15 protein-coding genes and 1 pseudogene are annotated in these 11045 nt (G+C 53.3%); 6 read left to right on the top strand and 10 right to left on the bottom strand.

The window, feature by feature from the left end; translation table 11 throughout:
* Together AC2VLY_RS04610 and AC2VLY_RS04605 are read left to right on the top strand one after the other, a co-directional pair.
* Positions 1–1128, top strand: a 1128-nt coding sequence (locus AC2VLY_RS04610) for a hydrogenase large subunit (RefSeq protein WP_486921837.1), incomplete at its 5' end; no start/stop codon positions are given.
* A gap of 27 nt (positions 1129–1155) precedes the next feature.
* Positions 1156–1632 carry an NADH-quinone oxidoreductase subunit B family protein gene (locus AC2VLY_RS04605; RefSeq protein WP_486921836.1) on the top strand — a complete coding sequence of 159 codons (477 nt, stop codon included), beginning with the start codon at positions 1156–1158 and terminating at the stop codon, positions 1630–1632.
* 89 nt (positions 1633–1721) lie between these two features.
* Here the strand turns inward: AC2VLY_RS04605 and AC2VLY_RS04600 are convergent, their stop codons facing one another.
* The gene (locus AC2VLY_RS04600) at positions 1722–1958 is read right to left on the bottom strand and encodes a molybdopterin-dependent oxidoreductase (protein WP_300251557.1); all 237 of its coding nucleotides are present in this window, start codon (positions 1956–1958) and stop codon (positions 1722–1724) included.
* Between AC2VLY_RS04600 and AC2VLY_RS04595 the strand changes: the two genes are divergently transcribed.
* A complete protein-coding gene (locus AC2VLY_RS04595) occupies positions 1949–2044 on the top strand; it encodes an NrsF family protein (RefSeq protein ID WP_075323282.1) in 96 nt (31 codons plus the stop codon). The genes AC2VLY_RS04600 and AC2VLY_RS04595 overlap by 10 nt on opposite strands.
* A gap of 103 nt (positions 2045–2147) precedes the next feature.
* On the opposite strand, the gene AC2VLY_RS04590 is transcribed toward AC2VLY_RS04595, so the two are convergent.
* The 7 genes from AC2VLY_RS04590 to glgA all read right to left on the bottom strand — a co-directional run bounded on the left by AC2VLY_RS04590 (position 2148) and on the right by glgA (position 7747).
* Complete coding sequence (locus AC2VLY_RS04590) at positions 2148–2540, bottom strand: type II toxin-antitoxin system VapC family toxin (protein ID WP_300251562.1); 393 nt, start codon at positions 2538–2540, stop codon at positions 2148–2150.
* Complete coding sequence (locus AC2VLY_RS04585; RefSeq protein ID WP_210434771.1) at positions 2540–2821, bottom strand: type II toxin-antitoxin system Phd/YefM family antitoxin; 282 nt, start codon at positions 2819–2821, stop codon at positions 2540–2542. Before AC2VLY_RS04585 ends, AC2VLY_RS04590 begins: the two co-directional genes overlap by 1 nt.
* A 238-nt stretch (positions 2822–3059) precedes the next feature.
* Positions 3060–3974 carry a L,D-transpeptidase family protein gene (locus AC2VLY_RS04580; protein WP_193651309.1) on the bottom strand — a complete coding sequence of 305 codons (915 nt, stop codon included), beginning with the start codon at positions 3972–3974 and terminating at the stop codon, positions 3060–3062.
* Entirely contained in the window at positions 3965–5041 is a 1077-nt protein-coding gene (locus AC2VLY_RS04575; protein WP_486892091.1) for an FIST domain-containing protein, read from the bottom strand. The genes AC2VLY_RS04580 and AC2VLY_RS04575 overlap by 10 nt, the downstream gene beginning before the upstream one ends.
* A complete protein-coding gene (nth, locus tag AC2VLY_RS04570; protein WP_300251570.1) occupies positions 5020–5670 on the bottom strand; it encodes an endonuclease III in 651 nt (216 codons plus the stop codon). The genes AC2VLY_RS04575 and nth overlap by 22 nt, the downstream gene beginning before the upstream one ends.
* A gap of 54 nt (positions 5671–5724) precedes the next feature.
* Positions 5725–6141, bottom strand: coding sequence for a hypothetical protein (locus AC2VLY_RS04565; RefSeq protein WP_193651312.1), 417 nt, complete (start codon positions 6139–6141; stop codon positions 5725–5727).
* A 142-nt stretch (positions 6142–6283) separates the two neighbouring features.
* Complete coding sequence (glgA, locus tag AC2VLY_RS04560) at positions 6284–7747, bottom strand: glycogen synthase GlgA (protein WP_486921835.1); 1464 nt, start codon at positions 7745–7747, stop codon at positions 6284–6286.
* A gap of 123 nt (positions 7748–7870) precedes the next feature.
* Here glgA and AC2VLY_RS04555 point away from each other — a divergent pair, with 123 nt between their 5' ends.
* Positions 7871–8437: a 3-deoxy-D-manno-octulosonic acid transferase gene (locus AC2VLY_RS04555; RefSeq protein ID WP_300251576.1), complete on the top strand. Its 567-nt coding sequence runs from the start codon at positions 7871–7873 to the stop codon at positions 8435–8437.
* 32 nt (positions 8438–8469) lie between these two features.
* Here AC2VLY_RS04555 and AC2VLY_RS04550 read toward each other — a convergent pair whose 3' ends face one another.
* Positions 8470–8841, bottom strand: a complete 372-nt coding sequence (locus tag AC2VLY_RS04550; RefSeq protein WP_193651315.1) for a DoxX family protein — start codon at positions 8839–8841, stop codon at positions 8470–8472.
* Between the two features lie 190 nt (positions 8842–9031).
* Between AC2VLY_RS04550 and AC2VLY_RS04545 the strand changes: the two genes are divergently transcribed.
* Together AC2VLY_RS04545 and AC2VLY_RS04540 are read left to right on the top strand one after the other, a co-directional pair.
* The gene (locus tag AC2VLY_RS04545) at positions 9032–9526 is read left to right on the top strand and encodes a group I truncated hemoglobin (protein WP_226856848.1); all 495 of its coding nucleotides are present in this window, start codon (positions 9032–9034) and stop codon (positions 9524–9526) included.
* Between the two features lie 83 nt (positions 9527–9609).
* Entirely contained in the window at positions 9610–10512 is a 903-nt protein-coding gene (locus AC2VLY_RS04540; RefSeq protein ID WP_193651316.1) for an alpha/beta hydrolase, read from the top strand.
* A 63-nt stretch (positions 10513–10575) separates the two neighbouring features.
* Here AC2VLY_RS04540 and AC2VLY_RS04535 read toward each other — a convergent pair.
* Positions 10576–11045: pseudogene (locus AC2VLY_RS04535) on the bottom strand (hypothetical protein); the annotation flags it as partial.

Genomic DNA, 11045 nt, shown 5'->3' with positions numbered 1-11045 from the left:
TTCGGCGTGGATGGCGATGCCGATTATCCTTTTCAATTGATTGATAGCGTGGATGTCCACCAGATTCCAGTGGGGCCGGTACACGCGGGCACCATTGAACCCGGACACTTTCGTTTTTCGTGTATCGGTGAACAAATCCTCCGTCTTGAAGAACGATTGGGGTACACCCACAAGGGCGTCGAGCGCCTTTTCCAAGATCGGGATGTATTTGCGGGTGCGCGTCTGGCAGGGCGCATCAGTGGTGACACCACAGTGGGTTATGCCTGGGCCTACAGCATGGCGGTGGAATCCATTGCCCTATGCGAAATCCCGCCTCGTGCAGCCGCCTTGCGTGCTGTTTGCCTGGAACGGGAGCGCATGGCCAACCATCTGGGTGATCTTGCCGCTCTGGGAAATGACGCTGGCTTCGCCTTCTGTCAGTCACAATTTCTGTTTATCAAGGAAAGCCTGCTGCGCGAAAACCAGGAAATTTTCGGACACCGCTATTTGATGGACTGCATTATTCCCGGTGGTGTCGCTTTTGACTTGAACTCGGCGCAAATAGCCGCGATTCAGCATAACAGTGAATCCTGGCAACGCACAGTGCAACGCCTGGATCTCCTCTTGCAGGAGCATTCCGGTCTGCGGGATCGCCTGGTGGGTACAGGAAAAATTGTGCCACCCCGTGCTGCAGCACTCGGTATGGCGGGGCTTGCCGGCCGCGCCAGTGGTCAGGCCTGGGATTTGCGTGTCCAGTTTCCCCACGCCCCTTATGAGAATCTGGACGTTTCCATCCAGATTTCCCAAGAAGGCGATGTGGCTGCACGCTGGCAAATGCGCTTTCGGGAATTCTATGAGTCGGTGCGTCTGCAGACACAGTTGCTGATAGAACTGCCCGAGGGAGATGTCAGCGCAACCATTCCAGAAAGCATCCCCGATGGCGAAGGTTTGGGCATTGTCGAAGCTTGGCGCGGCGAAGTGTTTGTCGCTCTTTCTGTGGAAAACGCCCTTATCAAACGCTGCCATCCCCACGATCCATCGTGGGTCCTGTGGCCGGTCCTTGAGGAGGCCGTGCTGAACGATATTGTCGCCGACTTTCCACTGATCAATAAATCGTTCAATTTGAGTTACAGCGGACATGATTTATAGCGTGTCAGCACCCGGAGGATATTGGCAATGTATCGCATACTGAAAGAAATCTGGCGATTGGGAAAACCGGGCAAAAAAATCATTCCCGCCAAAGGGCAGGGGCCATTCCGCCGGAGTGCTGCCATTCGCCATGTGGATGCGGGATCCTGCAATGCTTGTGAGCTGGAAATTCAGGCACTTTCCGGCCCACATTATGGCTTGGAACAAGTCGGGTTGAGCCTGACCGCGTCGCCGCGCCATGCTGATTTGTTGATGGTAACCGGCCCGGTCAGCCGACATATGGCGACGGCGCTGCAAGACACATTTTCAGCCATGCCAAATCCCAAAAAGGTCGTGGCCATAGGCGATTGCGCCTGTACGGGCGGCATATTCGCCGGGAGTTATGCCGTTGTCGGCGCGGCAGAAAAAGTGCTCCCCGTAGCCGGGCAATGTCCGGGCTGCCCACCTACACCCGAAGCGATTCGGCAAACATTGGTTCAGGTAGCCCGGCAGACACGATCCTGACGGGATTGGTGGTACAAGTGGTCCATCTTGTCTTTGCTCATGTCATCAATAAGGCACCATGCCTTGCTTCAGCGCAATCAGAACACGTTCTAACTGCCACCAAACCAGTTATACCCTTGGTTTTCCCAATAACCACCAGGGTAAATGTTTGTGATTTGAATAGCCCGCACATGCTTCGGGTTCTTGTAACCGGGCTTGGTGGGAATTCGTATTTTTAAGGGGAATCCGTATCGCGCTGGCAACGGTTGCCCATCAAAACCCAGTGTCAGTTGGGTTTGTGGGTGCAGTGCCGTGGCCATGTCTGCATTGTCCTGAAATGGGCGCACCGTTTATCGGCACCTGGTATTTGCTCGGGATTTTGATTCGCACCGTGCTCGGCGCACTACTCGGGAAAACATTGTTGCGTTGGTAATGCGCCTGTTGCCGCCCAACCCCCAGGGGGCGGTATTGGATAGCTTAATGGTGTCAGGCGTTTCCGTTCGGAAGCTTCTGGCCAGAAAAGTATGCACCACACCTCACAGCCAAAGTGTACGAATGGGATACTGCCTGATAGCGGGGTCAGGGGTGACCAAGGTCAGTCCACGTTCGATGGCCTGACAAATCAGCATGCGGTCGAAAGGATCCCGATGAATGGGCGGTAGTTGCGGAAGATGACGCAGGTCGGTATCCGACAGCGCTATGCGTCGAAAATCCACTGCCTCGATTTGGCGGAGCATATAGTCAAAAACCGATTCGGAACCGCTTTCGATAATCAGCTTGCCGCTCGTGTGCTTCACCAGAATTTCCCAAATGGTGACCACGCTTATACAAACCTCCACATCCTCGGCGATATGGCCGCGCGCAGTAGCCGGAATCTTTTCTGTCTGTGCCAACCACCAGATCAGGGTACAAGTATCCAGCAGCAGCATCAGGTTTTGTCCGGTGTTGTTCCGAGCTGCAGCGGATCATTTCGATGGGTGTCATACCAATCGGCCAGCTCCGCGTCGGACAAGGGAGCAAAGGCATCTTCGGCCCAATGTATTTTACCTTTAGCCAAGCCCATGGGCCGACTTTTCTTGGCCGGGATGGTTGCCGAAATCGGTCGCAACTCGGCAATCGCCTTGTTACGACGGGCAATAATCACGGTCTCGCCTCGCTCTACCTTGCCGAGGTATACGGATAGCTGGGCTTTCACTACATGAATATTCACCACTTCCATTGTTCTCGGACCTTATATCTGACCAACTCACAATGATTCTAGACCATGTTCGAAAAAAAAGCTGCTGTTTTCCTCTACGCGGTCAGCCCTGTCCATTTGGGCGCCGGCCAAGCTATCGGAGTTATTGACAACTTCATTCAGCGCGAATGAGGTATCTTGAGTCTCGAGATGTGACCGGGAACGCTCGAAGCCGACCAGTCGCAACGGGTTACTTGCGCTGCGCTATTTTTTACAGCGGTTCCGGTATTCCCGTCGCGGCCTTCAGCCAGCGCCTGGCTATGTTCGAATCAATGGCTTTGCCGGCGGGCAAATGTTGGTTGAGCCAGTCTGTAAAGGAGCCCTGGACCTGCTCGAAAGGGCGATCGGTCATTTGCCCGTAAATCTGCAGGTAATCATGTCCGCCATCATGGCCCAGTAACCAGGGTTGATCGACAATCAGGACCGGGGTTCCTGCTGGAACGCGCGCAAATAGTGCTTCGATATTTTCTGGATAGAGGCGGATGCAGCCGTGACTGACGCGCATGCCGACCCCCCAGGGCTTGTTGGTGCCGTGCAGCAGGTAACCGGGAATAGCCAGGCGCAGGGCAAACAGTCCCAGTGGATTGTCTGGACCGGCAGGAACCACTGCTGGCAAAGGATCTCCGTTTTCTGCATGTTCCTTGCGAATGCTTTCCGGTGGTGTCCAGCTGGGATTTGCCACTTTGGCGGTAATGCGGGTCTTGCCCAGGGGTGTCCCCCAACCTTCGCGACCTATGCCGATGGGATAAGTGATTACTTCCGGGGCCTGTCCAGCGACAGTGGGCGGATAATAAAATAACCGCATGGCCGCCAGATTGATCACTATGCCCTGACGCGGGGCATCGGGCAGCACATATTCGCTGGGAAGAATGATGCGGGTGCCAGCTCCTGGTAACCAGGGGTCCACCTGTGGATTTGCGGCAGTAATCTGGTCATAGCCCAGGTCATATTTACGGGCAATGTCGGAAAGTGTGTCTTCATGTCGGGCGCTGATGCTCTGGATGGCGCCGACGATATTGTCTCCAGGGGGTGGCAGCAGATACGTGCTGCTCCAGGCGGGAGCACTCAAGACTGTCAGCATTAAACCCAAAAAAGACCGGATAACTGCGGAACGATTTATGGGCATATGTCTGTCCTTGAAAACAGGGTGTAAATTTTACCATAGCGCAAAAAATGACTGCGCTGCTGATGTGGAAACAGTTCGCCCATGCCGTAGGCCCCCAGCATGGGCAAATCGGGATATTGCTCGCGCCAGATACACAGATCTTGATCTTCCTGACCAAAAAATGCCGCATCCCGACCAATGGAGCTGGAAATCCAGGCAAAGGTGGGCTCTTGGGTGCTGGCGGATAATTGTTCCAGAGCAATGCGGGTGTCACGCTCGGCAATGGCCGGATCGCGCAGGCTGAGAAAGGCCCGTGAGTGTTCCGCCAGTGGTCTTTCCAGCCAGAGCCCGCTTCGATTCAGGTCGGTGGCGCTAATGTGCAGTAATTCCGGCGGAGCTCCAGGGGCAGCATCGGCGCGAATCTCCCCCATGAGCAGGCGCTCCAGGGGCAGGCGACTGTCCTTGCGGATACTGACCGGAATATTCTGGGCCAGCAGGGGGAGCGCCAGATAACGTTCCAGCTGCAGCAGCAAGCTGCCCTCCTGAAGATGGACCGGGAGTGGGGCACTCAGGGTGCGCAGTCCTGCGGACCAGACGCTTTGGGATGGCTGGATGCCCTGAAAGGCAATTTCCAGAATATTCCGTGGGCTGGCTTGATACCAGAAGCGCCCGCTGCGACTGCTGAGACTGCCAAAGCGCGGTGATTGCTGCAACCATTCGCCCTGGAGCTGCTCCAGCCTTCCCCAACTGAATGTCACCAAGTCGGGGTCGGGAATCTGGGGGGTAAAACCCAGCGGCGCGCTCAGGAGGAGAACGGCACAGGCATTTTCCCCCAACGCCGCATCTCTTTCGGTAAATATCCCCGGAAAAGTCCCTGTCGCAATTTGCAGGCAGGACAATGCACGCATCTGGGACTGCAGTAATGCTGGACTTACCGGAGCAAGGGTGGGGCTGAACAAGAACAAAGCGGCAGTGATGGCTTCACCGGAGAGTTTTTCGCGGGCCTCGGCAATGGCCGATTGAAGCAGTTCTCCGGCGCGCCGATTACCGCGCGCGAAGCCGCTGGCTACCGGCTTTGATGGGCCCACAGTAGCTTGTCAGGCCAGGCGCAGCAACTGAACAGCGCGCAGCGTTCACAATGAGGACGACGTGCCGTACAGGTATAGCGGCCATGCAGAATGAGCAGATGGTGAGCATCCTGAATATATTCAGCGGGGACCTTTTTGAGTAGAGCCTGTTCTACGGCGAGGGGAGTTTTACCCGGAGCAATGCCAATCCGATTTCCCACCCGGAATATATGGGTATCCACAGCGATGGTGGGTTGTCCAAATTGGGTATTGAGTACCACATTGGCGGTTTTGCGGCCCACGCCGGGGAGTGCTTCCAGAGCGTGACGATCTGGGGGTACTTCGCCGTGATGCTGAGCAATCAGCTGCTCGGACAGGCCATGCACATGACGGGCCTTGGCATTGAAAAGTCCGAGGCGACGAATATGATTTTTAATGCCCCCTTCACCGAGTGCGGCCATGCTGAAGGCATCGGGCGCCTCTGCAAATAAAGTCGCCGTACACAAATTGACCACCTTGTCGGTGCTTTGGGCGGAAAGAACTACGGCTACCAGCAACTGAAAGGCGCTGGCGTACTGCAATTCGGTTTTGGGTTCGGGGATGCTGGCGCGGAGCGCGACAAAGCACTGCCTGATGTGTTTGGCATCCATAGCTAATTTGAAAACCGGGGGCTGAACCGGTGATCCGGCCCCCGATTATTGGGCTCAGACGTGACGATAACGACCGATTTCGGGCGCTTCGGCACGGGGATGGTTGGCTGCTACGGCATTGGCTGCGGCAATCCATTCTTCATGATCGTGTTCCAGAGCGTGCAGCATATCATGGTCCAACTTGGGTAAAATGCTGCCTTTGATGAGTTCACCCAGATCCAGCATGCGCGTGGCAATGGCATAACCATGCAGATGGAAGTCATGATCGGCGTGGGTACCGAAATGATCACTAGCGAAAAGCACACCCTTGGCGGCGTTGAGGTCGGCGTCGTTCATGACGTAATCCTTGGCCCACTTATACCATTCTTCAAAGTATTTTTCCTGGGCTTCAAGACTCCAGTTGTGGGCTTCAAAAAAGGCAAACACAGAAACGCGGTTGGCTTTGCCGGAAAAGGGAAAATGACCTGACATCGTGCGACTCCTCATGCATGTGGGAAAAAAGTCATCGGGGCATTGTAGCGGTTTATGGCTACGGTGCAACGCAAAAGCTTTTTTGTGGGGATAATGATCTCCAATGACCCCTTGATTCTTCTCAAAATGAATAAGCCGGAATTTACTGCGCAGATTTGCGGCGCTCCATAATCTGGCGATAAAGCTCCAGGTAGGACAGTGCGGCGTGTTCCCAACTATGGTTCGCGGCCATGGCCTGTTTCTGGAGATGTCGCCATGCGGCTTTTTCCCGATGCAGCGCTGCAGCCCGGAGGACTGCATGGTGAAGATCATCACTATGGGCAAAGCTGAATACGAAGCCGTTGCGTTCTTCATCCCGGGCAAAGTCGCCGGCATCGACGACGGTGTCGGCCAGTCCGCCGGTATGATGGACGATGGGTAGCGTCCCATAACGCAAGCTGTACATTTGGTTGAGGCCGCAGGGCTCAAAGCGCGAGGGCATGAGAAAAGCATCCACACCCGCTTCAATCCGGTGTGACAACCCTTCGTCAAAGGCGATGCGCACAGCGAGACGACCCGGATGAACAGCAGCCAGTTCCTGGAGCCGCTCTTCAAAGTATTTCTCGCCACTGCCCAGAATAATCACCTGCATCCCACGCTGGAGTAAATCGGGCAAAATATCCAGAACCATATCGACGCCTTTTTGCTCTACCAGCCGACTGATCATGCCCAGCAGAAAAACATCGGGCTGGGCTTCAAGCCCGAGACTTTGCTGCAGTTGGGCTTTGCATTGACTTTTTCCGACCAGGCTGCGGGCATTGTAGTGCGCCGGAAGATAAGGATCAGCCCGGGGGTTCCAGTGGACTTCATCTATTCCGTTAAGAATGCCGGTGAGTTGCGCGGAGCGCTGCTGCAGGAGACCTTGCAGTCCCATGCCAAAGGCCTCAGTCTGAATTTCCCGGGCGTAGGTAGGACTCACTGTGCTGATCTGGTCGCTGTAGATCAAGCCCGCCTTGATGAAGGAAAAAGCCCCGTACAGTTCAGTTCCCTGCCAATGAAAATCTTCGGCGGGAAGATGTAATTCTGCCATGATGGCGGGATCAAAACGGCCCTGATAGGCGAGGTTGTGAATAGTGAACAGTGTGGCCGGTCGCGGGCTTCCTATCCGGGTTTCAAGATTCAGCAAATAAGGGACGAGGCCGGTCTGCCAGTCATTCAGATGGACCAGATCGGGCTGCCAGTCGAGGCCGGATACGCGACCTTGCGCTATTTCTACGGCTACTCGATTCAGTAAAGCGAAGCGGCGCGGATTGTCCGGCCAATCCTGACCTTGCGCATTTTGATAGGGCCCGCCATCCCGTTCGTAATAGTCGGAATAACGCAGAAAAAAAATACCGGGCCGGTCCGGCATTATCCAGAGTTCGGCAGCTTCCTGGCTATAAGGCGTATTCACCGAACAGAACCAGTGCATTTCATTCATATCCGGACGGCCATACCAGGGGACCAGTATCCGTACATCAACGCCCAGTTGCTGCAAAGCCAGTGGCAAAGCGCCTCCGACGTCGGCCAGGCCGCCAGTTTTGGAGTAGGGAACCATTTCGGAGAGCACGAACAGGACTTGCAACATAGAGGTTTCAGGTTCTTCAGTGAGTGACTTGTTGCTAACATATCACAAAACACTTTTTGAATGATGGCTTCAGGTCGCCTATGATCCGTGAATACATAAATCCGCAGGTAAGGAGTGCGTAGTATGGAATGGTGCGAACGCTTTAAGGAATATCGGGATCGGGGACGCTGTGTGGTGTACTTTCCCAACTTGCACGAAGGCGAGGACGCCGAAGCCTACGGAGTTTTTCTGTCCCTGATACGGGTGAAAATGGGCATCATGATTCTTGCCCCAGATCGTGAAGAGCGTTATGAACCGGTATACCGCGACGCGATCAAGTATCATCTCCAGACTATTCGCCACAGCCGCCTGTTTACCAGTTATGTCCCGTTGAAGACGCGGGTGTATTTCGTAGAAACAGTCGATGTTCGCGATGCCTTTTATCCCTGCGCCGATTTTTGTGTGCCTGGAGGTACGCTGATGGGTGGAGCTGTGGACCTTACCAGACCCATTGCCGATGGCTGCCCGCTGATTCTGGGTCCAAAAATGCCGGATAATGCTTTACGTCAAGGATTGCTGGCCGCAGGTGGAGCCGTTTGGGCGCAGGATAATAATCAGTTGATTGACCTTGCCAAGGCGTGGCTGACTGATCCCGCTGCGGCAAAAACGGCGGCTGAAAAAGCGCGGGAGTGGTGGCAGCAGCACGGTTAAGTATATTTCAGGATGGCTGCCTGCTCATCCTGCTAGTGAAGACGCCATCTTATATCGCTGGACCAACTGATCATCCACAAAAAAATGAGTTGAAAAACGAGCCGGGCGTTGAGTATCCAGGGAGCTATATCTGGATATTTTGATGCATGCATTGCCATATAAACATTGGCCGGCGTCACGGCAATGGTTAAACAAAAAAGACCAAACCCGGCATAAGGCCTGGTCTTTTTTGATAGCAACCCCAAGGCTCCGAGCATTTCAAGAAAACCGCTCACATAAACGTCGGCCATATGCCAGGGGATGTAGTCCGGAATTATTTTTGCTTCGCTGCCTGTAAAGATAAAATGTGCCAGGCTGCCGATAAAAAACCATATGAATACAAAACTCAAAATTATCTTTTTCACCAATGCCCCCTATTCTGGTGGTTTTTTCAGGCCAGATAGTCATATTTCTGTCATGGCGATGATTACGTGGAATATGCTGACCTGGATGCAAAAAATCCTGCTGCATCCGTCTGCGCAAAAAATACGTATTCATCTATGTTGAGGCTGTTGCCTCCCTGTTGAAGCTGAAAACGGTGTTAAGGAGAATTTAATGAAATATTTTAGATCAGGAATTGCGGTGTTGATGGCAGGATTGGCGGTGAGCCTCGTGGCGCCTTTGGCTGAGGCCGCTCCGAGTGCTGCATCGGTGCAGCGGGCAGATATCAAAATGCCGATTCAAAATCATATTGATGCTTTTGGTGGCAAGTCCGGGGTTAAAGCGCTCATTAATACGTTTGTTGGTTATGTGGCGGCAGATCCCCATATCAATTATTATTTTGCCCATACCAACATCAAGGCCCTGAAATATAATCTGACGCAACAGGTTTGCGAAGTGGTTGGCGGGCCCTGTACCTACACTGGCCCGACCATGACTGCAGTACACAAGGGCTTGCACGTTACCACAGCAGCATTTAATTATCTGGCACAGGATATGATCAAGGCGATGGATCAGCGCGATATTGCCAAACCGGCGCAGAACTATCTTTTGGCGCAACTGGCAGCCATGGAACCACAAATCGTTACGGCCAATGGCCCGTTGGGTTAATACACGAGCGATTGGTTATTCAACCAGGTCCTGAAGACTGGGTTTACTTTTAAATTTTCGGTGTTATCTGTGGATGACCAATCATGTCCTTAGCTGTGAGAATGAGCAAGTTATTCATTGCCGGGATGACAGGCGTTATTTCCGCCTGTTCTCCGTTGCAAATTATCAATCGTCTTACCCCGACAAACACCTATAAGGTCACTCAGGGTATTCTTTATCAACATCAGGCACGCGGGCATCTGGATGTATATGAACCCGTTCCCAAGGATGATTATCCTGAACCAGCGGGAGGCTATCCCGTGGTGCTGTTTATTTACGGCGGTGCCTGGGATAGTGGCACCCGGCAAGAATACAAGTTTGTAGGAGAAGCTCTGGCCGCCCGTGGTTTGGTGGTGGTCATACCCAATTATCGCATTTATCCACAGGTACGTTATCCTGCTTTTTTAAGAGATAATGCACGTGCTGTAGCCTGGACTTATCAGCACATCGCCGCTTTCGGTGGCAATATCCGGGATTTTTATATCATGGGCCATAGTGCAGGGGCCTATAATGCCGCCATGTTGGTGATGGATCCGCGCTGGCTGCAGGCAGTGGGACTCAAGCCGGATATTTTTAGTGGCTGGATAGGATTGGCGGGACCCTACAATTTTTATCCAATTACTTATAAACCGGTCCGTCCCATATTTTTCTACCCGGATTATCCCCCCAATAGTATGCCGATTGATTTTGCCGATAATGCGGATATTCCCCGAACTTTTTTAGGGGCTGCAGTGCATGACAATCTGGTGAATCCGAAAGTGAATACTGAAGTATTGGCGACCATGCTGAAAAAGGCGGGGGTCAGTGTCGAGTTGAAAATGTATCGCGGTGTAAACCACGAAACCTTGATTGGCGCTTTTGCCAAGCCATTACGCTGGATGGCCCCGGTGCTGGACGATGTGGTGGCTTTCATCAAAGAGGGTCACGATGAGCGCGTCCATCCCTGATCATTAAAAAGCCCCGGTCTGACAACAGACCGGGGCTTTCATGAAGCCAGAATGATGAAATACTTAGCTGGATTTCAGCGACTTCATGAAAATCGTCGCAAAACGGATGAAGAATTTGAGCAGGTATTGGGTATCTTTGGCGAAGACAATTTTCATCAGGCCAAAAATACCGCCACCCTTGTTGGCTTCATTCTGCATTTCGGTTTTGGTCAGTTCCAGCGCCTTTACAGCCTTGTCAACGCCACTGGCAAATACCGCATCGGAAGGGATCATGGGCACTACCTTGCTCATGACCATGTTGATTTTACCAACCAGACCGGCCTTCTGCAGGTTGCCGACCAGGGCAAATACTTCAGGTAACATGTCGATCAGATGGGCATCATGGAGGCCCTGAACAATACCTTTGATCCGATGGTTGATGCTTTCTGCATCACCCTTGAGCGCTTTGGAACCAATCTGGGCAATTTCCATCCAGATCAGGGCGCCCTGGCTGATGCTGCTGCCAATGTGCTGGATGGTGCCGTCATGCCACA

This window comes from Acidithiobacillus sp. TH-A36 (assembly GCF_057473445.1).
The sequence above is the reverse complement of the archived record's forward strand: the minus strand, read 5'-3'. Positions and strand labels throughout refer to the sequence as shown.

Excerpts from the sequence above, each read along its gene's own strand:
- AC2VLY_RS04605 (WP_486921836.1), top strand. The coding sequence starts at position 1,156 with ATGTATCGCATACTGAAAGAAATCTGGCGATTGGGAAAACCGGGCAAA.
- AC2VLY_RS04555 (WP_300251576.1), top strand. The coding sequence starts at position 7,871 with ATGGAATGGTGCGAACGCTTTAAGGAATATCGGGATCGGGGACGCTGT.
- AC2VLY_RS04590 (WP_300251562.1), bottom strand. The coding sequence starts at position 2,540 with ATGCTGCTGCTGGATACTTGTACCCTGATCTGGTGGTTGGCACAGACA.
- AC2VLY_RS04540 (WP_193651316.1), top strand. The coding sequence starts at position 9,610 with ATGTCCTTAGCTGTGAGAATGAGCAAGTTATTCATTGCCGGGATGACA.
- AC2VLY_RS04580 (WP_193651309.1), bottom strand. The coding sequence starts at position 3,974 with ATGCCCATAAATCGTTCCGCAGTTATCCGGTCTTTTTTGGGTTTAATG.
- AC2VLY_RS04565 (WP_193651312.1), bottom strand. The coding sequence starts at position 6,141 with ATGTCAGGTCATTTTCCCTTTTCCGGCAAAGCCAACCGCGTTTCTGTG.
- glgA (WP_486921835.1), bottom strand. The coding sequence starts at position 7,747 with ATGTTGCAAGTCCTGTTCGTGCTCTCCGAAATGGTTCCCTACTCCAAA.
- AC2VLY_RS04545 (WP_226856848.1), top strand. The coding sequence starts at position 9,032 with ATGAAATATTTTAGATCAGGAATTGCGGTGTTGATGGCAGGATTGGCG.
- AC2VLY_RS04595 (WP_075323282.1), top strand. The coding sequence starts at position 1,949 with ATGGGCGCACCGTTTATCGGCACCTGGTATTTGCTCGGGATTTTGATT.
- nth (WP_300251570.1), bottom strand. The coding sequence starts at position 5,670 with ATGGATGCCAAACACATCAGGCAGTGCTTTGTCGCGCTCCGCGCCAGC.